This window comes from Coprococcus sp. AM11-30B (assembly GCF_027674365.1).
In the GTDB taxonomy this organism is placed as follows: domain Bacteria; phylum Bacillota; class Clostridia; order Lachnospirales; family Lachnospiraceae; genus Allocoprococcus; species Allocoprococcus comes.
In genome coordinates this window covers 28,078-51,933 of record NZ_JAQDVB010000005.1, presented here as the reverse complement: position 1 = coordinate 51,933, position 23,856 = coordinate 28,078, and the positions used below count along the sequence as shown (strand labels likewise).

23 protein-coding genes are annotated in these 23,856 nt (G+C 45.0%); 22 read left to right on the top strand and 1 reads right to left on the bottom strand.

All coding sequences use genetic code 11. From position 1 onward, the window contains the following. The first annotated feature begins 29 nt into the window (after positions 1-29). The 8 genes from PGU50_RS04055 (at position 30) to PGU50_RS04020 (ending at position 8,667) form a co-directional block, all read left to right on the top strand. Complete coding sequence (locus PGU50_RS04055) at positions 30-1,505, top strand: GNAT family N-acetyltransferase (RefSeq protein WP_270246169.1); 1,476 nt, start codon at positions 30-32, stop codon at positions 1,503-1,505. A gap of 99 nt (positions 1,506-1,604) precedes the next feature. Beyond that, the gene (locus tag PGU50_RS04050) at positions 1,605-2,297 is read left to right on the top strand and encodes an iron-sulfur cluster assembly scaffold protein (RefSeq protein WP_022220480.1); all 693 of its coding nucleotides are present in this window, start codon (positions 1,605-1,607) and stop codon (positions 2,295-2,297) included. A gap of 60 nt (positions 2,298-2,357) precedes the next feature. Continuing rightward, positions 2,358-3,368, top strand: a complete 1,011-nt coding sequence (locus tag PGU50_RS04045; protein WP_008375150.1) for a GGGtGRT protein — start codon at positions 2,358-2,360, stop codon at positions 3,366-3,368. 207 nt (positions 3,369-3,575) lie between these two features. After that, positions 3,576-3,869 (top strand): phage holin family protein, encoded by a 294-nt coding sequence (locus PGU50_RS04040; RefSeq protein ID WP_172676441.1) that lies wholly within the window; start codon positions 3,576-3,578, stop codon positions 3,867-3,869. A 13-nt stretch (positions 3,870-3,882) separates the two neighbouring features. Then, on the top strand, positions 3,883-4,923 hold the full coding sequence (locus tag PGU50_RS04035; RefSeq protein ID WP_270246168.1) for a GH25 family lysozyme: 1,041 nt from the start codon (positions 3,883-3,885) through the stop codon (positions 4,921-4,923). Between the two features lie 125 nt (positions 4,924-5,048). Further along, complete coding sequence (locus PGU50_RS04030; RefSeq protein WP_270246167.1) at positions 5,049-5,744, top strand: hypothetical protein; 696 nt, start codon at positions 5,049-5,051, stop codon at positions 5,742-5,744. A 159-nt stretch (positions 5,745-5,903) separates the two neighbouring features. Next, positions 5,904-6,611 carry a response regulator transcription factor gene (locus PGU50_RS04025; protein WP_117823222.1) on the top strand — a complete coding sequence of 236 codons (708 nt, stop codon included), beginning with the start codon at positions 5,904-5,906 and terminating at the stop codon, positions 6,609-6,611. Next, positions 6,583-8,667: a sensor histidine kinase gene (locus PGU50_RS04020; protein ID WP_270246166.1), complete on the top strand. Its 2,085-nt coding sequence runs from the start codon at positions 6,583-6,585 to the stop codon at positions 8,665-8,667. Before PGU50_RS04025 ends, PGU50_RS04020 begins: the two co-directional genes overlap by 29 nt. 96 nt (positions 8,668-8,763) lie before the next feature. Here PGU50_RS04020 and PGU50_RS04015 read toward each other — a convergent pair whose 3' ends face one another. Next, entirely contained in the window at positions 8,764-9,750 is a 987-nt protein-coding gene (locus tag PGU50_RS04015; RefSeq protein WP_270246165.1) for an FAD:protein FMN transferase, read from the bottom strand. A 463-nt stretch (positions 9,751-10,213) separates the two neighbouring features. Between PGU50_RS04015 and PGU50_RS04010 the strand changes: the two genes are divergently transcribed. The 14 genes from PGU50_RS04010 (at position 10,214) to PGU50_RS03945 (ending at position 23,810) form a co-directional block, all read left to right on the top strand. After that, positions 10,214-10,618 carry a NusG domain II-containing protein gene (locus PGU50_RS04010; RefSeq protein WP_117823227.1) on the top strand — a complete coding sequence of 135 codons (405 nt, stop codon included), beginning with the start codon at positions 10,214-10,216 and terminating at the stop codon, positions 10,616-10,618. 3 nt (positions 10,619-10,621) lie between these two features. Next, positions 10,622-11,125 (top strand): Gx transporter family protein, encoded by a 504-nt coding sequence (locus tag PGU50_RS04005; RefSeq protein ID WP_055155576.1) that lies wholly within the window; start codon positions 10,622-10,624, stop codon positions 11,123-11,125. A 14-nt stretch (positions 11,126-11,139) separates the two neighbouring features. Then, positions 11,140-11,751, top strand: a complete 612-nt coding sequence (gene ruvA / locus PGU50_RS04000; RefSeq protein WP_118198344.1) for a Holliday junction branch migration protein RuvA — start codon at positions 11,140-11,142, stop codon at positions 11,749-11,751. A gap of 10 nt (positions 11,752-11,761) precedes the next feature. Further along, positions 11,762-12,763, top strand: a complete 1,002-nt coding sequence (gene ruvB / locus PGU50_RS03995; RefSeq protein ID WP_117556028.1) for a Holliday junction branch migration DNA helicase RuvB — start codon at positions 11,762-11,764, stop codon at positions 12,761-12,763. Positions 12,764-12,777: 14 nt separating this feature from the next. Further along, positions 12,778-13,575: an FAD binding domain-containing protein gene (locus PGU50_RS03990; protein WP_270246164.1), complete on the top strand. Its 798-nt coding sequence runs from the start codon at positions 12,778-12,780 to the stop codon at positions 13,573-13,575. Next, positions 13,565-14,032: a (2Fe-2S)-binding protein gene (locus PGU50_RS03985; protein WP_270246162.1), complete on the top strand. Its 468-nt coding sequence runs from the start codon at positions 13,565-13,567 to the stop codon at positions 14,030-14,032. Before PGU50_RS03990 ends, PGU50_RS03985 begins: the two co-directional genes overlap by 11 nt. Further along, positions 14,029-16,311, top strand: a complete 2,283-nt coding sequence (locus PGU50_RS03980) for a xanthine dehydrogenase family protein molybdopterin-binding subunit (RefSeq protein WP_008375173.1) — start codon at positions 14,029-14,031, stop codon at positions 16,309-16,311. Before PGU50_RS03985 ends, PGU50_RS03980 begins: the two co-directional genes overlap by 4 nt. Then, positions 16,301-17,725, top strand: coding sequence for a selenium cofactor biosynthesis protein YqeC (gene yqeC, locus PGU50_RS03975; RefSeq protein WP_270246161.1), 1,425 nt, complete (start codon positions 16,301-16,303; stop codon positions 17,723-17,725). The genes PGU50_RS03980 and yqeC overlap by 11 nt, the downstream gene beginning before the upstream one ends. Positions 17,726-17,861: 136 nt before the next feature. Continuing rightward, complete coding sequence (locus PGU50_RS03970) at positions 17,862-19,193, top strand: uracil-xanthine permease family protein (RefSeq protein ID WP_195501830.1); 1,332 nt, start codon at positions 17,862-17,864, stop codon at positions 19,191-19,193. Further along, entirely contained in the window at positions 19,194-19,982 is a 789-nt protein-coding gene (yqeB, locus tag PGU50_RS03965) for a selenium-dependent molybdenum cofactor biosynthesis protein YqeB (RefSeq protein WP_330672448.1), read from the top strand. It begins immediately after the preceding gene. A 129-nt stretch (positions 19,983-20,111) separates the two neighbouring features. Then, positions 20,112-21,149 (top strand): molybdopterin-binding protein, encoded by a 1,038-nt coding sequence (locus PGU50_RS03960; RefSeq protein WP_270246160.1) that lies wholly within the window; start codon positions 20,112-20,114, stop codon positions 21,147-21,149. 4 nt (positions 21,150-21,153) lie between these two features. Further along, positions 21,154-22,050: a molybdate ABC transporter substrate-binding protein gene (gene modA / locus PGU50_RS03955; RefSeq protein ID WP_270246159.1), complete on the top strand. Its 897-nt coding sequence runs from the start codon at positions 21,154-21,156 to the stop codon at positions 22,048-22,050. Positions 22,051-22,062: 12 nt separating this feature from the next. After that, complete coding sequence (gene modB / locus PGU50_RS03950; protein ID WP_270246158.1) at positions 22,063-22,767, top strand: molybdate ABC transporter permease subunit; 705 nt, start codon at positions 22,063-22,065, stop codon at positions 22,765-22,767. Next, positions 22,761-23,810: a sulfate/molybdate ABC transporter ATP-binding protein gene (locus tag PGU50_RS03945; protein ID WP_270246157.1), complete on the top strand. Its 1,050-nt coding sequence runs from the start codon at positions 22,761-22,763 to the stop codon at positions 23,808-23,810. The genes modB and PGU50_RS03945 overlap by 7 nt, the downstream gene beginning before the upstream one ends. The last annotated feature ends 46 nt before the right edge of the window (positions 23,811-23,856 follow it).

Sequence of the window (23,856 nt, the reverse complement as noted above, 5' to 3'; positions counted from 1 at the left end):
TCATTCTGGAAAAGATGAGGTACAGAAAAATGATCATAAAAAGACTATATAGCAGTCAGGAGGTTGTGGAAGGTCTGCATCTGGTATGGGATGTATTTATCAGAGAAAACGCCAATTCCTGTACACAGCAGGGAATCGAGGAATTTGCCCGTTTTATCAAGATGGAGAATTTTATGCCTCTTGTCGAAAGCGGAGAGATGATCGTCTTTGGCGCGGTAGAAGGACAGGATCTTGGCGGTGTCGGAGCCGTGCGGAGGGATGGACATATTTCCCTTCTGTTTGTCCACCCGGATTTGCGGAGAAAAGGGATTGCGAAGGCTCTTGTTGGTGAAATGTGCAGATACTGTACGATGCAGTTTGCTCTGATGCGTATGACGGTCAATGCATCGGTTGTGAGTACGGAAGCTTATCACCATATGGGATTCCGGGATCTGGCACCGGTTCAGGAAAAGAACGGGATCCGTTTTGTTCCGATGGATTTGATGATATCACCGGCAAATGTAAGATCTTCCTATAATGGAAAGAAACATACGGGACTTTTTATCGGGATCGCAGTTACCGTACTTATTTTTCTGATATTCCTGGGACTGCTTTTCGGAAAAATCATCAGCAATTTTGCGAGTGGTGAAGGAAAACAGGAGGATTCGTCACAGATTTTTGAATATAACCCGGATGAGGACGGAGAAATTGACGATATCTTTGGCAGTAATGGAAATGAAGAGGATAATAAGGACAGCAGTTCTGAAGAAGCACAGGGAATCGAGGCAATTGAAGGCTACGAGGCAGAAAATCTGCCGTATACGATCACGGAGGAAAATTACACTTATTTTTCCAATGGAAATAAAGGCGAATATCCGATGCAGTTTGATGTCAAATATCCGCAGATCACAGGGGTGGAAGGTGAAAATATTGACAAGATCAATGAAATGCTGAAGGACTGTGCGATGAGTACGGTCAATACCTTATATCTGGCTCCGAGTGATTCTATGAAAGAGAAAATGTTGGAGGAATCGAACCCGTTTTTAGGAAGTCTTGTAACGTACAAGGTTTCTTATGCAGGAGAAGATTTTATCAGCGTAGCATTCAATGATATTTATTATGCAGGAAATACTTCTGCGCAGTATTGTGACCTCCGTACCCGCAACATCCGTATTTCTGACGCAAAGCAGTTTGAAGTGGCAGATATTGTGGATCTAAGCGATGCATTTATGCACGATTGGATGAAAAAGATGAAGGGTGAAGCACCATCGGCAGAGGTGTTAAGCAGTGTGAAATTAAATGATTTCCGACAGATTTTAAATGGGGAAATCCTGGAGAACCGGTACTTTGATGCATTCTTTGTAGATAAGGATGGAATTGAGATCGGAATTACTTACCATTACCCGGGAGATGGAAAAAAATCTTCTGCGGAGAGTGGATGGATCACAGCGCCGTTTACTATGAAAGAAATAATTGAATATAAAACAGACAGTGAGTTCTGGAATCTTGTACAAAGTAACAATTGACGAATGTCGAAAATTGTGCGAAAATAAATACATATGGTGTTAAAACAATCACAAACGCCTTATAAAAGAAAAACAGATGTATTTGAAAGGAGTTTTAACATGATTTATTCACATGAAGTAGAAATGATGTGTCCGGTAGCTCAGGGTGCAAACCACGGACCAGCTCCAATTCCGGAAGAAGCAAAATGGGTAAAGGCTAAAGAAATCAAAGATATTTCCGGTCTTACACATGGTGTCGGCTGGTGTGCTCCACAGCAGGGTGCATGTAAGCTCACTTTGAATGTTAAAGATGGTATTATTCAGGAAGCACTTGTGGAGACTATCGGATGTTCAGGAATGACTCATTCCGCAGCTATGGCTTCAGAAATTCTTCCAGGAAAGACTATTTTGGAAGCACTTAACACAGACCTTGTCTGTGATGCAATTAATACAGCAATGAGAGAACTTTTCTTACAGATCGTATACGGAAGAACTCAGAGTGCATTCTCAGAAGAAGGACTTCCGATCGGTGCAGGACTTGAAGACCTTGGTAAAGGACTTCGTTCACAGGTTGGTACAATGTACGGAACTCTCGCAAAAGGACCACGTTACCTGGAAATGGCAGAAGGTTATGTAACAGGAATCGCTCTTGATGACCATGATGAAATCATCGGATACCAGTTCGTAAGTCTTGGAAAATTCACAGACTTTGTCAAAGCAGGCGATACTCCGAACGAAGCTTGGGAAAAAGCTAAAGGACAGTACGGACGTGTAGCTGATGCCGTTAAGATCATTGATCCGCGTAAAAACTAATTACATACATAAGTAATTAACGGGTTATATAGGCAACAATATTTTCAGGAGGACAATTAAATGGCTTTATTTGAATCATATGAGAGAAGAATTGATAAAATCAATGAAGTTTTAAACAGCTATGGCATTGCTTCACTCGAAGAAGCTGAAAAGATCACAAAGGATGCCGGACTGGATGTATACAACCAGATCAAAGGTATTCAGCCAATCTGTTTTGAAAACGCATGCTGGGCTTACATCACAGGTGCAGCAATCGCAATCAAAAAAGGATGTACAAGAGCAGCAGACGCTGCAGCAGCAATCGGAGAAGGACTTCAGGCTTTCTGTATTCCGGGATCTGTAGCAGATCAGAGAAAAGTAGGTCTGGGACATGGTAACCTTGGAAAGATGCTTCTTGAAGAAACAACAGACTGCTTCTGCTTCCTTGCAGGACATGAATCATTCGCAGCTGCTGAAGGTGCAATCGGTATCGCTGAAAAAGCAAACAAAGTTCGTCAGAAACCTCTTCGTGTTATCCTGAACGGTCTTGGAAAAGATGCTGCAAAGATCATTTCAAGAATTAACGGATTCACATATGTTCAGACAGACTATGACTATTATACAGGAGAACTGAAAGAAGTTCAGAGAATCGCTTACTCTGACGGACTCCGTTCTAAAGTAAACTGCTATGGTGCAAATGATGTACGTGAAGGTGTGGCTATCATGTGGAAAGAAGGCGTTGACGTTTCTATCACAGGTAACTCTACAAACCCGACACGTTTCCAGCATCCGGTTGCAGGTACATACAAGAAAGAATGCGTAGAAGCAGGAAAGAAATACTTCTCAGTTGCTTCAGGTGGTGGTACAGGACGTACACTTCACCCGGACAACATGGCAGCAGGACCGGCTTCTTACGGTATGACAGATACACTCGGACGTATGCACTCTGATGCACAGTTCGCAGGATCTTCATCTGTACCGGCTCACGTAGAAATGATGGGTCTTATCGGTGCAGGTAACAACCCGATGGTCGGAATGACAGTCGCTGTTGCTGTAAGTATCGAGGAAGCTCACAAAGCTGGTAAATTCTAAGAAATTTATTTACAGGGAGAGGCGTAGCGCCTCTCCCTTTGCATATACAAATCAAAGAAGAACCTGCCGGTCCGATTATTTTATATCAAATCTTTCTTTTGACACCAAATCCTATTTCTCACATATACTAATATCACATCTGATTGAATCGTTTATATATAAAATCTTCCTTAAAGTTCTAAAAAAGAAAGGCAGGCTATCCAGATAATGGAGCAACTTATGGATTATGTAAAACCGGAACTGCTTATTGTGACCGCAGTTCTATACTTTTTCGGAATTGCACTTAAACAAGCAGAATTTATCAAAGATAAATATATTCCGATCACGCTTGGGGCGACAGGCATTATCATCTGCGGGATCTGGGTGACATCTACCGCACATTTCGCAGGAGCACAGGATGTGTTGACCGCAGTTTTCGCATCCGTAACGCAGGGTATTGTTGTTGCAGGACTGAGTACCTACATCCATCAGATCATCAAGCAGGCAGGAAAAGAAGAGTAGGAGTAGAAGTGGTATGGCATTAAATGGAATTGACATCAGCAACTGGCAAAGTGGGATCAATCTTGCGGTTGTCCCGTGTGATTTTGTGGTAATTAAGGCGACAGAAGGAACCGGTTATGTAAATCCGGATTACGAAAGAGCCTACCGTCAGGCGAAAACAGCAGGGAAATGCCTGGGCATTTATCACTATGCGTCTGGTGGAAATATACAGGCGGAGGCAGAATATTTTCTGAAGAATGCAGGGAGCCGTGTGGGGGAGGCAATGCTTGTGCTGGACTGGGAAGGGCGGTCCAATCCGGCATTTGGTGTGAATGACCGGGAATGGGTGAAAGCCTGGTGTAATTATATTTCAACAAAGACCAGCGTCAATCCTGTGGTTTATGTGCAGCAAAGTATGATGAGCCGGTTGCAGAATATCGGAAACTATGGACTGTGGGTAGCGCAGTACGCGAGTATGGAGCCAATCGGGTACCAGGAAAATCCATGGAATGAGGGCGCATATGCCTGTGTGATGCGGCAGTACAGTTCTTCGGGAAGATTAAGCGGATGGAATGGCAATCTGGATTTGAATAAATTCTACGGAGACCGGCAGGCGTGGAGCCGGTATGCTGGAAAAGGAAACCAGACAACTCCAGAGAAACCTTCTGAAGAGGAAGAAAACCAGGAAGGAACTACGCTGGATCTGGTTTTTTGGACGATGCGTGGAGAATTTGGAAATGGGGAAGAACGGAAAAGCCGGCTTGGAACCAGATATGGAGAAGTGCAGGGGATGATCGACTATATTTCCGGTGCCAGTACAGAGACACTGGCAAAGGAAGTGCGTGCCGGGAAATATGGCAACGGGGAAGTGCGGAAAACGGTTCTGGGGAAACGGTATGAAGAAGTACAAAGCAGAGTCAATGCCGAAGAAAACAAGTATCATATCGTCAAATCCGGGGATACGCTTTCGAAAATTGCAGCGATATACGGAACATCTTATCAGGAAATCGCAAGGTTGAACAAACTACAAAATCCGAATCTGATTTATGTCGGTCAGAGGCTGCGGATCAAATAACCGGCTAATAGATTTGATATTCAGAATCTGGTCTTTGAATTCGGCAATTTGGCAAAAAGAGCTATTGTTTTCAGCTTTTTGGTGTGCTATGATGAAAAAAATGAATACACAGGAGGTTTTGGGATATGGATAATAACTTAAATAACCAGATAACTGAGAATAGTGAAGGGGAGGAAAAGAGTCCATCTTCTTACACCGATCCCAATGCAGGATATACAGAAGCAGAGCCGCAGGCAAAGAATGACAATAGCGTGCCAAAAGAGGCAGCGGACGATAATTTAAAGCAGGAAGAAAAAAGTCATCCGGCATATACTTACGGTGAAATGCCAAAGTCAGAAAACGGAAGCGGCTACGGACAGTCAGCATCGGGCGAAAGCGCTTGCCATTCCGGAACTTCGGATGGAACTTATGAAAATAATACTTACAACGGAAATTCGTATTATAACGGAACCAATCAGAGCGGAGCTTATACCAATGGGTACTCTGACAACCAGTATCAGAATAGCGGTTATAATACCGGATTTAACGCGAGCGGCTACAATAACAATTACAATAGCCAGAACAATTATCAGATGCCGCCAAAGCAGATGGATCTATCTCCACTTTCTACCGGAGAATGGCTTTTAACGCTGATTGTCGGAATTATTCCATGTGCGGGACTGATCCTGTATATTATCTGGGCGTTTGGTAATAGTGGCAATCTGAACCGACGTAACTACTGCAGAGCATCCCTGATTCTTCAGGTTATTTCGTATGTACTTGTGGCCTTCTTTATTTTGATTGTAGTAGTTGGTGGTGGTATCAGCTATTATGGTTATTAAATAAGTATCTGATGGTGATGGGCTTTTTGGCAAGGCAGCAGTGCTTTGCTGAAAAGCTTTTTCGTTTTTTTAGAAATTCTTTAGAAATCTATTCCGGTTCTCTTTAGCTTTAAGAGATAGACTATAGTCAAGGATGAGAAAAAGAGGAGAAAAGCAGTTATGGAAATGAATCATGTACTGGTCGTTGAAGACGACAAGGAAATCAGAGAAGGTGTGGAAATTTACCTGAAAAGTCAGGGATACGAAGTATTTCAGGCGGCAGATGGAATTGAAGGTCTGGAAGTGATCGAGAAAGAAGAAATCCATCTTGCAATCGTGGATATTATGATGCCGCGTATGGATGGAATCCGTATGACGATGAAGCTTCGGGAAAAATATGATTTTCCGGTGATCATGCTGTCAGCAAAATCAGAGGAAGTGGATAAGATCATGGGACTGAATATCGGGGCAGATGATTATGTGACGAAGCCATTTACACCGATGGAGCTTCTTGCGAGGGTGAATTCACAGCTCAGAAGATACCGGATGTTTGCAGAGAAGCTAAGAGACCGTGAAGAAAATCAGAATATCCATGTGATAGGCGGTCTGGAGCTGAATGAAGAAACGGTGGAGGTATCGGTTGACGGAGAGCCGGTGCGCCTGACACCGATTGAGTACAAAATCCTGCTTCTCCTTATGAAGAGTCCTGGAAGAGTTTTTTCGGCAGAGGAAATTTACGAGCGTGTATGGAATGAAAAAGCGATCAATACCGATACGATCATGGTCCATATCCGGAATATCCGTGAAAAAATTGAGAGCTGCCCGAAAGAACCAAAATATTTAAAGGTGGTGTGGGGCGTTGGATACAAAATCGAAAAACAGGCATAAATTTGGGATTGTCCTGATTTTAGGCGTAATCTTACTTGCGACGGTGATCGTGTTAGGAAACTATAATACTTTTTATAAGAATGCAAAAAAGGAGCAGGACAGTCTGACACAGAACTACCGGACGAGTGAGTCCTTTATGAAGACATTTATCCGGGACTGCTATGTATTGTATTCCAAAGAATCCGGAAACGAATATAACGTAAAGTTTCTGGATGATTATTATCCGGAATTTGATGAGAAATTTAACCGGCAGATTGCATATATGAATTACCAGGTGCAGGATGCAAACGGAGAGGTAATCGATGGATACCGATCGAATAGAGATTCCTGGGAAAAAGTGAAAGATACCGAGCTTGCAGATTATGCTCTTGGGATTAAGATCTCGTTTGACAAAAACGGTGAAATCAAGATTGATCAGGTGATGGGAACGGAAGTAACCAAGCAGGAAGCTGTTCTGAAGATTCTGACCTCAAATTTGCCGGAAAAAATATTTGAATATGAAGATGAAAGTGAGATTGAAAATATTTCACCAAAAGACAGGACCTATTATTTCATGATGACGGAAGCAAAGCTGAATGCTTATGTTATGCGGGTATATCCGATTACTTCAATGGTGGGAAACGCGGCGGTTTATACAATCTTGACCCTTATATTGTTGGTCGCACTTCTGGCATGGCTGATTCCGATGAAGAAAGATCTGCATACAGGAGATGAAAAAATTTTCCATGTACCATTTGAAATTGCGATAGCAACTGGTATTACTGGAATTAGCCTGATTTTCAGCTATCTTGGAGAACTGATTACGCACGCGAAAGGAAATGTGTGGCCAATCGATTTTCTGGTCTGGTTTGTTTTCTTTGCAGTCATGTACTGGGTATCCGGCTGTGTACGCCAGATCCGGCTTCTTGGAGTAAAGGAATATGTGAAAAAAAGAGTTCTGCTGATCTGGATCTGGAGAAGATTCGGAAACGGAATCCGAGGCGGTATCCACTGGTGCAAGGATAAGATCGAAGCATTTTATCATTCTCTGGATCAGTTCAATTTCAAGGAAAAGAACAATAAGATTATTTTGAAAATCGTGCTGTTCAATTTCGCAATACTGCTGGTGATCTGTTCATTCTGGTATTACGGAATTGCAGGACTGATCGTATATTCTGTAATCCTGTTCCTGATCCTGCAAAAATATTTTAATGATCTCCGGAAAAAATATGCATTGCTTTTGGAGGCAACCAATAAAATTGCAGACGGAAATCTGGATGTAGAGATTGAAGGTGATCTTGGTGTGTTCAGTCCGTTCCGTAATGAAATCCAGAAGATCCAGACCGGATTTAAGAAAGCGGTAAAGGAAGAAGTAAAAAGCCAGCGTATGAAAACAGAACTGATCACAAACGTATCACATGATCTGAAAACACCGCTGACTGCGATCATAACCTATGTGAATCTGTTGAAAGACGAGAAAGATGAGGAAAAGCGAAAGGATTATATTGATATTCTGGAACGCAAATCTATGCGTCTGAAAGTCCTGATCGAAGACCTCTTTGAGATCAGCAAAGCAAGCAGCCAGAATGTAAAGCTGAATTTGATGAACGTGGATATCGTCAATCTGTTTAAACAGGTAAAATTTGAGCTGGAAGATAAGTTCGAAGAAAAAGGTCTGGAGTTCAGGACCACTTTCCCGGAAGAAAAAGTGATTCTTTGTCTGGACAGTCAGAAGACCTACCGGATCTTTGAGAATCTTCTGAATAACATTGTAAAATATGCACTTCCGGGAACAAGAGTTTATGTGGAAATCGAAAAGACGGAGAAAGATGTATTTATCCGCCTGAAAAATATTTCCGCAACCGAGCTCACCTTCAATCCGGAAGAAATTACAGAACGCTTCGTCCGCGGAGATGAGTCCCGCAATACCGAAGGCTCCGGTCTTGGCCTTGCAATCGTAAAAAGCTTTGTAGGTCTCCAGGGTGGAAGCTTCCATATCGAAACCGAAGCAGACCTCTTCAAAGCCGAAATCCGCTGGGCTTTGCCAGGAGAAGAGACAGTGAAGCAGGAAGCATAAGAAAAATAAATGGTACCGGATTCAATTTTTTTTACAACTGAATCTGGTACCATTTATTTTTCTGATTTGTCTCACAACCTACATCATTCAACTTTTTTACTTTGGAAATCCGCTGGAGTAATGAATCTCATAATCATCCGTGATAAAGAGTGCCTCTGCCCCCTTGATTCCTTCGATATATTTCAATCCATCATCTAACCCCATCGCAAAGCAGGTTGTACTAAGTGCGTCCGCTTCCGTAGAAGAGTCACAGACAATACTCACCCCAAGCAGATTATTTTTATAAGGATACCCGGTTTTCGGATCTAAGATATGGTGATAAATCTTGTCGCCCACCTTAAAATACCGCTCATAAATCCCGGAAGAAACCACAGATTGATCCTTGATTTTTACACTGGTGATCGCTTCTCCATTCTGTGCAAACGGCTTCTGGATCCCGATATTATAATCCGAGCCATCCGGTTTGCCGTCAAGAGCCAGCACATTTCCGCCAAGATTGATCAGCGCATGGGATACATTCTGCTCTTTCAGATATGCTTTCAGCTGATCCGCAATATATCCCTTTGCAATTCCGCCAAGATCAATAGCCGCCTTCGGATCCAGAAGCTGAACCGTATTTCCATCAACCCTCACATTCTCATATCCGATATGACTTTTCGCTTCCTGAATCGCCGCATCATCCGGAACGGTCCCCGTATTATTCTTAAAATCCCACAAGTCACTAAGTGGAGCGATCGTAATATCAAACTTTCCATCTGCCAGACGGCTGTATTCCACGCCTTTCTGAATCAAATCCACCGTATCACCCGAAAGTGTCACAGGCTCCCCGTTTGCATGGTTCAGCTCATAAATCTCGCTTCCTTCCGAAGTTCGGCTAAACCGCGCATTATAATCCTCGCATTTCGCCACACAAGCATCCAGAACATCCTCTGAATCCTTATCATAAACCGTAATCGTCACCACCGTATCAAACACGGTAACCGTCCGCGACACCGGCTGCGGCGAACTCCCAGAACATCCCCCCAGACAAAAAGTCCCAAACAAACTCAAACAAATACCAATTCCCCAATTCCTTATTTTCATCGCAGAACCTCCTACCATTAAAACACTAATTACATAAAATTTTCCCAATACAGTAAAATTTATCAAAACATAATCCACAGCATTATTTTTTTCATAAACCTTCAACAAACAACATAATGAAAATTTACGAATCCCAGGTCTGTGCAAAAAGTCAATAACCAGCCGAGGGAGGAAATGGAAGTGTGCAGCTCTCTATTTTGTGCAATGGAGATGAAACTCAAAAATCGTGGAAGCCATTGCTGAACACGATTTTCGCCCTAAGAGGTTCATCGGAATGGTATGCACAACTTGAGAGCTGCACACTTCCATTTCCTCCCTCGGCGTCTCTATTCCATTTTTCCCACAGACCGTCCATTTCGCCAATTACCCCATTATACGTTCCCCCATGAAAAAAATCAATCGAACACTTGATTGCATTAGATAAAATGATGTGTTAGAATAAACAAAGAAAAAGGAGAACCCTATGAGCCATAAAGAAAATAAGAGCCATGAGGAGAAAGCATCCGGTTTCAAAAAGAATGATCTGATTCTTGTCCTCCTTGTATTTGCTGCGGCAAGCATTTTTTTTGCAGGACATCTATTCACGAGCCAGAAAAGCGCAGGCGTTGTAGAAATACAGATTGACGGGAAAGTGGTAGAGACACTGGATCTGCAGAAAGAGCGTGCATTTAAGATCAACGGAGGAACGAACACCGTGCAGATCGAGAACGGAAAAGTGAAAATGGCAGCGGCCAACTGTCCGGATCAGATCTGTGTACACCAGAAAGCAATTTCAAGGAACGGAGAGAGTATTATCTGCCTTCCGAATAAGATTGTTCTGAAAATTGTCGATGGAGAAGAAGCCGAACTGGATGCGGTGACGAATTAAGATATGAAGAAAAATACAGTCAGAATAGCGTGGTTTGGTGTATTTACTGCCCTTGCGCTGATATTTAGTTATGTAGAGACTCTGATCCCGTTTCAGATCGGGATTCCGGGGGTTAAGCTTGGACTGGCGAATCTGATCGTTGTGGTGGCACTGTACAAGATGGGTGGAAAGGATGCCCTGTTGCTTTCGGTGACGCGTATCGTGCTGTCCGGATTTATTTTTGCCAGTCTGTTTAGTATTTTATACAGTCTGGCAGGCGGACTTTTAAGCCTTGCAGTGATGGTGATTTTGAAAAAGCGGGGATCATTCAGTGTTTTTGGAGTCAGCATGGCAGGTGGTGTCTTTCATAATGTCGGTCAGCTGATCGTAGCGATGCTGGTCGTGGAGACATTCAGCGTCGCCTATTATGTGCCGGTGCTTCTGATCGCAGGAGTGATCACCGGATTTATTATCGGAGTTGTGGCAAATGAAATGCTCAAAAGACTTGGCAGCATCGTATTGTCATAGCGTGGGAGGAAGAGATGATTTCATATATAAGAGGGGAGCTTGTAGCTCTCGAAGAAGATAAAGCGATTGTAGATGTAGGCGGCGTGGGCTACGGGATTTTTATGTCCGGACAGGCGATGGGACAGCTTCCGCCGGTTGGGAGTAAAGTGAAGATCCACACCTATCTGAATGTCAAAGAAGATGCTATACAGCTGTATGGATTTTTAAACCGTGATGCGCTTTCTGTGTTCAAGCTTCTGATCGGTGTCAGTGGGATCGGACCGAAAGGAGGTCTTGGGATTCTGGCACAGCTTACACCAGACGAACTTCGATTTGCCGTGATGTCGAAGGACATCAAGGCAATTTCAGCAGCACCGGGAATTGGCAAGAAGACGGCGGAGAAGCTGATCGTGGAACTGAAGGATAAGCTGAAGATTGAGGACGTACTGGATCACCAGGTGGAAGCGGCAAATGGAGCCGCTGAAGATACGGTAAATGCACAAGGACTTCAGGCAGATGCGGTACAGGCACTTACGGCGCTTGGCTATGGAAGTACTGAGGCACTGCAGGCAGTACGAAAAGTGGAAATGGATGAGAGCACGACGGTGGAAGATCTGCTGAAGGGTGCACTCAAATATTTGATATAAGAGGATTAGGATGGGAAGAAGAATTATTACCACAGAGAATCTGGAAGAGGATGTAAAAATTGAGAGCCATTTAAGACCTCAGCTTCTGGAAGATTATATTGGACAGGCGAAGGCAAAAGAGACTCTTAAGATTTATATAGAAGCGGCAAAAAGCAGGGGAGAGGCGCTGGATCATGTGCTGTTTTACGGTCCGCCGGGACTTGGAAAGACAACCCTCGCCGGGATCATTGCGAATGAAATGGGCGTAAATATCAAGATCACGTCAGGCCCTGCGATCGAGAAACCTGGGGAAATGGCGGCAATCCTTAATAATCTCCAGGAAGGAGATGTGCTATTTGTAGATGAGATCCACCGACTGAACCGGCAGGTGGAGGAAGTACTTTATCCGGCGATGGAAGATTTTGCAATCGATATTATGATCGGAAAAGGGGCTTCGGCAAGGTCGATCCGTCTTGATCTGCCGCATTTTACACTGGTAGGGGCAACCACCCGTGCCGGAATGCTGACAGCTCCGCTCCGGGATCGTTTCGGAGTTGTGAACCGTCTGGAATTTTATACGGAAAAAGAACTGCAGACCATCATCATCCGTTCAGCAGGCGTGCTGGATGTGGAGATCGATGAAAAGGGAGCCCTTGAGATGGCAAGACGTTCCAGAGGAACGCCAAGGCTTGCCAACCGGCTTTTGAAAAGAGTCCGGGATTTTGCCCAGGTCAAATACGAGGGGGTGATCACCGAAGAGGTGGCAAGGCAGGCACTGGATCTTCTGGATGTGGACCGGCTTGGACTTGATCATGTAGACCGTAATCTTTTGACGACCATGATTGAAAAATTTCAGGGAGGTCCGGTAGGACTGGATACCCTTGCGGCAGCGATCGGGGAAGATGCCGGAACCGTAGAAGATGTCTATGAGCCATATCTTCTGAAGAATGGCTTTTTACAGAGAACACCAAGAGGAAGGGTGGTCACAGATCTTGCGTATACCCATCTTGGATTTGACAAGAACGAAGAATAGAAAGGAAAGAGACGATGCTGAAGATAAAACAATATGTGAAAGCAGAGAGTCTGGAGCAGGCGTATGAACTGAACCAGAAAAAGACGAACCGGATCGTCGGTGGAATGCTTTGGCTGAAAATGAGTACTGCGCAGATCCAGACTGCAATCGATCTGTCCGGACTCGGACTGGATCAGATTGAAGAGACGGAGGATGCATGGAAGATTGGATGTATGGTATCCCTTCGTGATCTGGAGTTACACGAAGGATTAAATGAATTGAGCTGCAACATGATCAGAGAAAGTGTGAGAAGTATTGTCGGTGTACAGTTCCGGAATCTTGCGACGATCGGCGGAAGTATTTTCGGACGGTTTGGATTTTCGGATGTACTGACCTGTTTCCTTGCACTGGATACAGAAGTAGAACTTTATAAAGGTGGGATCATTTCTCTGGAAGAGTTTGCAAAGATGGAGAGAGATAATGATATCCTTGTCCGTGTGATCGTAAAGAAAACACCAGGAAAGGGAAGCTATCAGTCACACCGTAATACCAAGACGGATTTTCCGGTACTGGCGGTTGCTGCTGACCGTTATGGAGATGAACTGAAGGTGGCAGTTGGGGCAAGACCGATGAAAGCAGTCTGTATTCACGTTCCGGCAGAACAGATGGATGCGTGCACAGATCTGAAAAAATTTGCAAAAGAGCTTGCAGCCCAGGTGCCGATGGGAAGCAATATGCGTGGAAGTGCAGCGTATCGTACCCATCTTGCAGAGGTTCTGATCCGCAGAGCATTAGAGAGAATTACAAACGGAGGTGAAAAGAATGCAGATTAGTCTGACACTGAATGGAAAAAAGATTACAGAAGAGATCGCAGCTGATCTGCTTCTGATCGATTTCGTGAGAAATCATGGATGTTACAGCGTAAAGCGCGGTTGTGAGACTTCCAACTGTGGACTTTGTACCGTATTTTTAGATGAGAAGCCGGTACTTTCCTGTTCCGTGCTTGCTACAAGAGCAGACGGGCACAAGGTAGATACGCTGGAAGGACTGCAGGAGGAAGCAGAAGAATTTGGCTCTTTTATCGCAGGACAGGGGGCGGAGCAGTGCGGATTCTGTAATCCGGGTATGATCATGAATGCAATCGCACTTTTCCGCGAGAATCCGGATCCAAGTGATGACGAGATCCGGGAATACCTTGCGGGGAATCTCTGCCGCTGTTCAGGCTACGAGGGACAGCTCAGAGGAATCCATGATTTTCTGGACTACAAAAGAAAAGGAGGAGCCAGATGAAAGCAGTAGGAGTACCATTTGTAAAAAAAGATGCGAAAGCACTGGTGACTGGAAAGCCGGTATATACAAATGATCTGGCACCAAAGGATTGTCTGATCGTTAAGCTTCTAAGAAGTCCGCATGCCAATGCGATGATCCAGGAGATCAAGACAGATGTGGCAATGCGTGTGCCGGGAATTGAAGCAATCTATACCTGGAAGGATGTACCGCAGCAGCGTTTTACAATTGCAGGACAGACCTGGCCGGAGCCTAGTCCGTATGACCGGTTGATCCTGGACCAGCATGTTCGCTTTGTAGGAGATCCGGTAGCGATCATTGCCGGAGAAAATGAAGCCTGCGTAGAACGTGCAATGAAGATGATCAAGGTCAAATACGAGGTTCTTCCGGCAGTATTAGATCCTGAGGAAGCGCTGGATGGTCCAATTCTGGTGCATCCGGAGGACAGCTGGAAGGCATTGTGCCCGGTAGGAGCAGATAACAAGCGGAATCTTTGTGCACAGGCAGAAGATGGACATGGGGATGTAGAGAAAGTTCTTGCAGAATGCGATGTTGTTGTAGAACATACATATCATGTCAAAGCGGCACAGCAGGCAATGATGGAACCATTTCAGACGGTCTGCTTTATGGATATGTATGGAAGACTGAATGTGATGAGTTCTACGCAGATCGTTTACCATGTGCGCCGTATTGTTTCCAATGCACTTGGCATACCAAAATCCAAGATCCGTGCGTTTAAACCGAGGATCGGTGGTGGATTTGGGGCAAAACAGACGGCGGTAAGTGAGGTTTATCCGGCGTTTGTAACCTGGAAAACCGGAAAGCCATCGAAAATTGTATTTACAAGAGAGGAATCCCAGATTGCATCCTCACCGCGTCATGATATGGCGGTGACGGTTCGCATGGGAGCAGATAAAGAGGGAAATATCCGGGCAATTGATCTGTATACACTTTCTAACACAGGAGCATACGGGGAACATGGACCGACAACGGTCGGACTTTCCGGACATAAGGCGATTCCGCTTTATGGTTCATTAGATGCATACCGGTTCCGTTACGATGTGGTCTATACCAACCGGATGGCAGCAGGAGCTTATCGTGGATATGGAGCGACGCAGGGAATCTTTGCGGTTGAGACATCTGTTAACGAACTGGCAGAAAAACTTGGCATGGATCCGATGGAGATCCGTATGAAGAATATGGTCAAAGAAGGACAGTTCATGCCGGCATATTATGGGGAGACAGCGAATAGCTGTGCACTTGACAAATGCCTTGCAAGAGTAAAAGAAATGTCCGGATGGGATGAAAAGTATCCAAGAAAAGTTATGCCGGATGGCAAAATCCGCAGCGTCGGAGTAGCACTTGCCATGCAGGGATCCTGCATTTCCAATGTAGATGTCGGATCTGCAACGATCAAACTGGGCGAGGATGGTGTCTACAATATGTCAATCGCGGCAGCGGACATGGGAACCGGGTGTGATACGATTCTTGCACAGATGGCAGCAGAATGTCTGGACTGTGATCTGGATGATATTGCAGTATCCGGAGCAGATACCGATACTTCGCCGTATGATTCAGGCTCTTATGCATCAAGTACGACTTATGTGACCGGTATGGCGGTGACAAGAGCCGGTGAGGAACTGAAAAAGCGGATCGTCAGACAGGCAGCGAAGATGCTGAAATGTGAAGTGGATGAGGTTGATTTCGATGGACACATTGCAAGAAGCGATAAGACCGGAGAAGAGGTGACACTTGCGGCAATCGGAGCAGGGGCAATGTGCGGAAGTGATATTGCGCTTCAGGTAACAGAAAGCCACAGTTCGCCGGTATCTCCGCCGCCTTATATGGCAGGCGCTGTTGAAATCGAATTGGATCCGGAGACAGGACATGTCGAGATTCTGGATTACTATGCAGTGGTTGACTGCGGAACTGTTATTAACCCGAATCTTGCGAGGGTGCAGGCGGAAGGCGGAATCGTGCAAGGAATCGGCATGACTCTTTATGAGAATATTCAGTACACGGAAAAAGGACAGCTTCTGAACAATTCATTTATGCAGTACAAGATTCCGACCCGAATGGATATGGGAAATCTGCATGTGGAATTTGAGAGCAGCTATGAGCCGACCGGACCGTTTGGTGCAAAATCGATTGGCGAAATCGTCATCAATACACCGGCTCCGGCATTGACGCATGCAATCGCAAATGCAACAGGTCTGTGGTTCCGTGAACTTCCGATTACAAGTGAACAGATAGCAATGGGAATTATGGAAAATGAAAATTAAACTGATTTATCTGGCGGCTGGAAACAGCCGCCGTTTTAACAGTCAAAGGATGCAAAATACAGAACCGCCACAATCAGAAGCAGAGAACAAACTGCTTTATCTGTTGGATGAAAAGCCGATGTTCCGCTATTTATTCGACCGTCTGGTAAAAGTCTGTCAAAGGCATCCGGAATGGGAAATGATTGTGGTAACACAGTATCCGGAGATTGAGCATCAGGTAAAAGCACTTCAGGAAAACGAGCAACAAGGTGAACGTTTCCCGGTAAAAACAGTGATTTCAAAAGACAGCTATAAAGGAGCAGCCTATTCGGTAAAAGCAGGGATCCGTGCGGCAGGAGATGCTGATGCCTATGCATTTTTTGTGGCGGATCAGCCTTATTTTACAGAAGAAAGCGTGGAAGGATTCCTGGAAAAGATGGAGCGGGAGGCAAAAGTTGTACCGGGATGTGTGACCTGGAATGGACAGGAAGGCAATCCGGTCTGGTTTCCGGCAAAGTACGGGAAAGAACTTCTGGAACTGGAAGGAGATGCCGGAGGAAGAAAGGTGTTCCGCAGATACCGGGAAAAAGCAGTATTTTACGAGGTGAGCCTGGAAAAAGAGTTGGAAGATATTGATTATATGCCGGAAATAGAAAAAATGTGGATAACAGAAGGAGGCACAGAGAAAACTTTCCATGTATATGTCATCGAAAATGGAAAGCTTCAAAGGAAAGAGTCTCTGCTTATGGCACTTGGACTTACGGAGCAGATGGTACCGAGAATTGCTGCCGTGGGTGCGGGAGGTAAGACTTCTCTTTTGAAACAGCTGCTTGCTGAATACCAAGAGAAGGGTGCCCTCCCGGTTCTGGTGACCACAACCCATATGAAAAAAGAGACTGCCCCTTATTTTGTAATGGAGGATTCTATCGAAAAAATTCTGGAAGTGCATAAAAGAGAAGGCATGGTGATCGCCGGTCTGGATGCAGGAAGAGGCAGGATCAAAAGCCTTTCTGTACCGGTAATGGAAAAGATCTGGGAGCTTCCTGCGCCGGTTCTTGTAGAAGCGGATGGTGCACGGATGTTTCCGGCGAAAGTGCCGGGGGAGAAAGAACCGGTTATTCCAAAGCAGATCCAGATAGTCCTTTCTGTATATGGACTCGATGCCATCGGACAAAGGATAAAAGACTGCTGTTTCCGACCTGAGCTTGTGGCACAGGTACTTGGAAAAGCAGTGGAAGAGGTTCTGACGGAGGAGGATCTGGCAGGGCTGGCTGTTTCGGCAAAAGGCGGGAAAAAGAATGTCCTGCCGGAAAAGGATTTCTATATTGTGCTAAACAAAGCAGATGACGAAAAACGTCTGAAAATGGCAGAGAGAATCGCCTTAAGAGTAGAACGGGATTCTGGTGAAAAAGTACGGATTACATCGTTTCGTTAATATTTTGGAAAAATAAAGCAATTGTGTGTTGAAAAATGGAACATTGCCGAATTGTCATTGGAAACCATTCGTGCTATCATAGATACGATAGCTTTGACAACGAAAGTTGTAAGTGGGTAGAGAAGGAGGCAAAAAAGTGAGTACGAAGGATAGTAATACTTCACAGGAACTATTTAACCTTAACGGAAAACCATCCTTTGGTCAGGCACTTCCGCTGGCATTCCAGCATGTAGTGGCGATGATCATTGGCTGTGTTGCACCGGCGATCATTCTTGCCGGTGTGTCCGGACTTTCAGAATCAGACACGGTTGTCCTGATTCAGGCATCTCTTGCAATGTCAGCGATTTCGACATTCATCCAGCTTTTTCCGTTTATCAAATTTAAGTCTTATCAGATAGGAGCCGGGCTTCCGGTTATTATGGGAATCAGCTTTGCGTATGTGCCGATCATGCAGTCAATTGCACAGGATGCAGATGTTGGAACAATACTTGGTGCACAGATCGTGGGCGGTATTGTTGCGATTATTGTAGGAATATTTATCAAACAGATCCGTCATCTTTTCCCGCCGCTGGTTACGGGAACGGTTGTATTTGCGATCGGACTTTCGCTGTATCCGACCGCAGTCAATTATATGGCAGGTGGAGCAGGAAGTGCGGATTATGGTTCATGGCAGAACTGGCTTGTTGCGATCATCACACTGGTAGTCGTAACAGGACTAAATCATTTTGGAAAGGGCTTTTTAAAGCTTTCTTCCGTTCTGATCGGAATCATAGTTGGATATGTAGTTGCGCTTGGCTTTGGAATGGTGGATTTTTCTTCCGTATTAACGGCAAAATGGGTACAGTTCCCACAGCCGATGCATTTCGGAATTAAATTCGAGCCATCCTCATGTGTTGCGATTGCGGTATTGTTCGCAATCAGCTCTATTCAGGCAATCGGAGACTTTTCAGCAACGACGACCGGAGGAATGGACCGTATGCCGACGGATGAGGAATTAAGCGGTGGTATCATTGGTTATGGAGTCAGCAATATTGTCTGCGCATTTTTTAGTGGACTCCCGACAGCGACCTACAGTCAGAATGTCGGAATCGTAAGTTCTACGAAAGTAGTGGCAAAGAGAGTGTTTGGAATTGCAGCGATGATCATGCTGGTTGCAGGAATCATGCCAAAGATCGCATACATTCTTCTGACTATTCCGTCATGTGTGCTTGGAGGCGCAACAATCTCTGTATTTGCAATGATTTCCATGACGGGTATCAAACTGATCAATAATTCAAAGATGAATTATAGAAATACATCCATCGTAGGACTTGCCATCGCACTCGGAATGGGTGTGACACAGGCAAATGCAGCACTTGCACAGCTTCCTGCATGGGTAACAACCATTTTCGGTAAATCACCGGTTGCACTGTCTACTCTGGTTGCAGTGTTCCTGAATCTGGTTTTACCAAAGGAGAAAGAAGAGTAAATGAAGATCCTGATAAGAGGAGCCGGGGATCTTGCCACGGGAATTGCGGCAGAGCTGTGGGAAAGAGGACATCAGATCCTGATGACGGATGTTGCCATCCCACTCGCCGTAAGACGCGAGGTGGCATTTTCAAGAGCGGTATACGAAGAACATGCAGTGGTAGAAGGAATGGAAGCAGTTCTTGCCGAAAGTTTTGAAGAAGCAGAAGCAATTATGGCAACGCGGAAAATTGCTGTCATGGTGGATGAAAAAGCAGAAGTGCGGAAAGAATATCTGCCGGATGTACTGGTTGACGGGATCATGGCAAAAAAGAATCTTGGGACCCGGATCAGTGACGCTCCTCTTGTTATCGGTATCGGACCGGGCTTTACGGCAGCCGGAGACTGCCATTTTGTGATTGAAACGCAAAGAGGTGAGCATCTGGGCGAGGTGATCCGCGAGGGAAGTGCAATCCCCAACACCGGAATTCCGGGAAATATTGGCGGCTATACGGTGGAACGCCTTTTAAAGGCATCCGCAGACGGAATCATGCATCCGGTCGCGAGAATTGGTGATGTGGTGAAAAAAGGGCAGATTGTTGCAAGGTGCGGAGATGAACCTATCTATGCGAGGCTCCACGGGATTGTCCGTGGGATGCTCCAGGAAGGTGTACCGGTCAAAAAAGGATTGAAGATCGGAGATGTGGATGCAAGGATAGAGGAAAAACTTTGTTATACGATTTCGGATAAAGCACGAAAGATCGGAAACGGAGTTGCGGAAGCAATCGATTTTGTCTATAAAACAAAATAAAAAGTTGTCTGGACAACTTATTTATCCATCCTTTTTATGGTAAAATATAAAAAGGTTTGGGCAGAATACCTGCCGCAGTGACGGCAGGTATTTTTTATGCCATAATCCATATAAAGTGAGGAACAAAAAATGAAACTGGTAAGAACAGAAGATGCAGTGGGGCAGGTGCTGTGCCATGACATTACACAGATCATTCCGGGAGTTGTAAAGGATGCTGTTTTCCGGAAGGGACATATTGTTACCGAAGAAGACATTCCGGTACTTTTATCTGTGGGAAAAGAGAATCTTTATATCTGGGAAAAACAGGAAGGTATGCTTCATGAAAATGAGGCGGCTGAGATCTTGCGTCAGATCTGTCAGGGTGAGCATATGCATCCTTCCGGAGTGAAGGAAGGAAAAATCGAACTGATCGCCGACTGTGAAGGGATATTGAAGATCAATACCGAAAAGCTGAATGCGGTGAACAGTCTTGGTGAGATGATGATCGCATCCAGACATGGAAATTTTCCGGTGAAAACCGGAGATAAGATTGCAGGAACAAGGATCATTCCGCTTGTGATCGAAGAAGAAAAGATGCAGAAGGCCTGTGAAGTGGCAGGAAAAGAACCGATTTTCCGGATTCTTCCGTACCAGGAGAAAAAAGCGGGAATCGTAACGACGGGAAGCGAAGTGTATTATCACCGGATCGAGGATAAATTTACTCCGGTTGTGATCGAAAAACTGAAAGAATGTGGCGTTACAGAGGTGAAGCAGATCCAGTGCAACGATGATCATGAGATGATCACAGAAGCAATCCAGACTCTGATCGAGGATGGTTCTGACCTGATCGTCTGTACCGGTGGAATGAGTGTGGATCCGGATGACAGGACTCCACTTGCGATCAAAAATGCCTGTACGGAAGTGGTGACTTATGGGGCACCGGTTCTTCCGGGAGCCATGTTTATGCTTGCTTATTGTGAAAAAGAAGGCAGACAGATTCCGGTCATGGGTCTTCCGGGATGCGTGATGTATGCAAAACGGACGATTTTTGATCTGGTTCTTCCGAGGATTATGTGTGATGAAAAGCTGCATGAAAAAGATTTCCAGCTTCTTGGACAGGGAGGACTTTGTCTGTCCTGTCCGGTGTGTACGTTCCCAAACTGTGGATTTGGAAAAGGAATATATTAAAATTATGAGAAAGAATAACTCATTTAAGAAAACAGTGGCAGCAGGTCTGGTTCTGCTGATGACAGCATCACTTGCTGCATGTGGCGGTAAAAAGACCGACACAAAAACAGAAGGCAAAAAGACAGAAACAAAGGCTGACAAAGAAGATGATGTAGAGCTTCAGGTATTTATCGCAGCCAGCTTGAATACGGCAATGACAGATATTGCGGAGCGTTATGAAAAAGAGCATCCGAATGTGAAGATCGTCTACAATGCAGACAGCTCAGGAACTCTGCTGACACAGATCGAAGAAGGATATGAGTGTGACCTGTTCTTCTCCGCAGCACAGAAACAGATGGATCAGCTTGAGGCTGACGGACTGGTAGTAGAAGGAACTCGCCATAATGTAGTGAACAACCAGGTAGTTGTTATCACATTAAAGGACAGTGATACAGCAGTAACCGGGCTTGAAAACTTAAATGAGGCAAAGAGCATTGCACTTGCAGGCGGAAGCGTACCAGTTGGAAAATACACCCGTCAGGCGTTGATGAATCTCGGAATTCTGGACAAAGTAGACGATGCGTCTACCATCACAACAGAACAGGTTTCTGAAGCTCTTGGTGGAGCAGAAATCAGTGAGCAGGCAAATGTAAGCAAGGTGCTGATCGCCGTTACAGAGGGTGCATGCGAAGTTGGAACAACTTATTATTCTGATACATACGGATATGAGGATCAGATCAAGATCCTTCAGACAGTAAGCTATGATCTGACAGGTAACGTGATTTATCCGATCTGCCGTGTGGAAAATAAAGAGGCAGATGCTGCAAAGAAAAAAGTAGCCGATGATTTCCTTGCATATGTAACATCCGATGACGCAAAGAAGATCTTTGACAGCTACTATTTCGATACAAACGTAGAGTAAAAGAGGAACGATATGGAAGAAATAAGACAGATCCTTGCAGGACTTGACTGGAGTCCGCTTTTCATTTCAATCAAAACAGGAATCGCAGCAACGATCGTGTCATTCTTCCTGGGAATATGGGCAGCAAGAAAGGTGCTGAAAGCGAAGACGGGTCTCAGGGCTGTGCTGGATGGAGTTCTGACACTGCCGCTGGTGCTTCCGCCGACGGTTGCAGGATTTTTCCTGCTACTCATTTTCAGTACGAGAAGAACCGTTGGATCGTATCTTTATACGACATTTGATATCAAGATCGTACAGTCTTGGGCAGGATGCGTGATCGCGGCAACTGTGATTGCATTTCCGCTGATGTACCGAAATGCAAGAGCAGCATTTGAACAGGTGGATGTGAACCTGATCTATGCGGCGCAGACGCTCGGTATGCCGGAGTGGAAGATTTTCTGGAGGGTGATCATGCCGGCGGCAGGCCCTGGAGTTGCATCCGGTACAATTCTTGCATTTGCAAGAGCACTTGGAGAATACGGTGCGACCTCCATGCTTGCGGGCAATATTCCCGGAAAGACGGCAACCATTTCCCAGAGGATTGCAATGGTCATACAGGACGGAGATTATCAGACGGCAGGCGTGTGGGTCGGAATTGTAATCCTGATCGCATTTGGAATAGTAGTACTTATGAATCTGGCATTTGGAAAGGGAATGAAACATACAAAGCAATGGTAGATCTTGAGATAAAAAAACAGTATGGAAAATTCAGGCTGGATGTTGGCTTTAAAAGTGAAAAAAAGCGGATCGGCATCCTGGGCGCTTCCGGATGTGGGAAAAGCCTGACCTTGAAAAGTATTGCCGGGATTGAAAGACCGGAAAAAGGGCGAATCGTGATCGACGGAGTTACCCTTTTTGATGCCGGAAAAAATATTTTTTTGAAGCCACAAAAAAGGAAAGTTGGTTATCTTTTTCAGAACTATGCGCTGTTTCCGAACATGACCGTGGAGCAGAATATCGGGATTGGATTTACCGGAAACAAAGAAGATAAGCAGAAAATGGTAGAACAGTTGATCCATCATTTCCAGCTGAACGGACTGGAAAAGCTTTATCCGTCAAAGCTTTCCGGCGGACAGCAGCAGAGAACGGCACTGGCACGGATTATGGCATATGAACCGGATGTGATCCTTCTGGATGAACCATTTTCGGCACTGGATGCGTATCTTCGGGAGCGGATGCTGACCGAGCTGATGGAAATGCTGAGTGATTATGAAGGTACGGTGATCATGGTGTCCCACAGCAGGGATGAAATCTACAGCTTCAGTGAAGAGGTTCTGGTAATTGAAGATGGACATGGAATACGCCTGGGTCCGGTAAAAGAAGTATTTAATGCACCGCGCTATAAAACAGCGGCAAGACTCACCGGATGTAAAAATATTGCAGATGTTTACCGGATGGATGCGCAGACGGTGTATGTGAAAGACTGGGATGTGCAGCTGATTTTTAAAGGACGTAGTGTGCCGGAGAATGTGAAGGCAATCGGGATCCGAGCTCATGATCTGATTCCGGTGTATGGAACGATATCCGGGGCTATGCTGAAAGTTAAAGAATGGAAAAGTGTGGATTATCCATTTGAACGAAAATATTTTATCCGATGCGAGTCGGGATGTGAGGATTTCTGCTGGTTTGTCCAAAGAGAGATTTCTGCCACTCTGGAAGAAAAAGGAATGCCGGATGCACTCGCATTTCCGGAAGAAAAAGTGCTGTTCCTTGAAGGATAGCGTGACAGATGCTATAATGGACAAATAAGAAAACGGGCAGAAGGTG

What these genes read in the sequence shown, in the direction of transcription:
- PGU50_RS03960 (WP_270246160.1), top strand. Translation starts at nt 20,112, where the DNA reads ATGAAACTGGTAAGAACAGAAGATGCAGTGGGGCAGGTGCTGTGCCAT.
- ruvB (WP_117556028.1), top strand. Translation starts at nt 11,762, where the DNA reads ATGGGAAGAAGAATTATTACCACAGAGAATCTGGAAGAGGATGTAAAA.
- modA (WP_270246159.1), top strand. Translation starts at nt 21,154, where the DNA reads ATGAGAAAGAATAACTCATTTAAGAAAACAGTGGCAGCAGGTCTGGTT.
- PGU50_RS03990 (WP_270246164.1), top strand. Translation starts at nt 12,778, where the DNA reads ATGCTGAAGATAAAACAATATGTGAAAGCAGAGAGTCTGGAGCAGGCG.
- PGU50_RS03985 (WP_270246162.1), top strand. Translation starts at nt 13,565, where the DNA reads ATGCAGATTAGTCTGACACTGAATGGAAAAAAGATTACAGAAGAGATC.
- PGU50_RS04010 (WP_117823227.1), top strand. Translation starts at nt 10,214, where the DNA reads ATGAGCCATAAAGAAAATAAGAGCCATGAGGAGAAAGCATCCGGTTTC.
- yqeC (WP_270246161.1), top strand. Translation starts at nt 16,301, where the DNA reads ATGAAAATTAAACTGATTTATCTGGCGGCTGGAAACAGCCGCCGTTTT.
- PGU50_RS04025 (WP_117823222.1), top strand. Translation starts at nt 5,904, where the DNA reads ATGGAAATGAATCATGTACTGGTCGTTGAAGACGACAAGGAAATCAGA.
- PGU50_RS04045 (WP_008375150.1), top strand. Translation starts at nt 2,358, where the DNA reads ATGGCTTTATTTGAATCATATGAGAGAAGAATTGATAAAATCAATGAA.
- PGU50_RS04005 (WP_055155576.1), top strand. Translation starts at nt 10,622, where the DNA reads ATGAAGAAAAATACAGTCAGAATAGCGTGGTTTGGTGTATTTACTGCC.
- PGU50_RS04035 (WP_270246168.1), top strand. Translation starts at nt 3,883, where the DNA reads ATGGCATTAAATGGAATTGACATCAGCAACTGGCAAAGTGGGATCAAT.
- PGU50_RS03980 (WP_008375173.1), top strand. Translation starts at nt 14,029, where the DNA reads ATGAAAGCAGTAGGAGTACCATTTGTAAAAAAAGATGCGAAAGCACTG.
- PGU50_RS04055 (WP_270246169.1), top strand. Translation starts at nt 30, where the DNA reads ATGATCATAAAAAGACTATATAGCAGTCAGGAGGTTGTGGAAGGTCTG.
- modB (WP_270246158.1), top strand. Translation starts at nt 22,063, where the DNA reads ATGGAAGAAATAAGACAGATCCTTGCAGGACTTGACTGGAGTCCGCTT.
- ruvA (WP_118198344.1), top strand. Translation starts at nt 11,140, where the DNA reads ATGATTTCATATATAAGAGGGGAGCTTGTAGCTCTCGAAGAAGATAAA.
- PGU50_RS03945 (WP_270246157.1), top strand. Translation starts at nt 22,761, where the DNA reads ATGGTAGATCTTGAGATAAAAAAACAGTATGGAAAATTCAGGCTGGAT.
- PGU50_RS04050 (WP_022220480.1), top strand. Translation starts at nt 1,605, where the DNA reads ATGATTTATTCACATGAAGTAGAAATGATGTGTCCGGTAGCTCAGGGT.
- PGU50_RS04030 (WP_270246167.1), top strand. Translation starts at nt 5,049, where the DNA reads ATGGATAATAACTTAAATAACCAGATAACTGAGAATAGTGAAGGGGAG.
- PGU50_RS04015 (WP_270246165.1), bottom strand. Translation starts at nt 9,750, where the DNA reads ATGAAAATAAGGAATTGGGGAATTGGTATTTGTTTGAGTTTGTTTGGG.
- PGU50_RS04040 (WP_172676441.1), top strand. Translation starts at nt 3,576, where the DNA reads ATGGAGCAACTTATGGATTATGTAAAACCGGAACTGCTTATTGTGACC.
- yqeB (WP_330672448.1), top strand. Translation starts at nt 19,194, where the DNA reads ATGAAGATCCTGATAAGAGGAGCCGGGGATCTTGCCACGGGAATTGCG.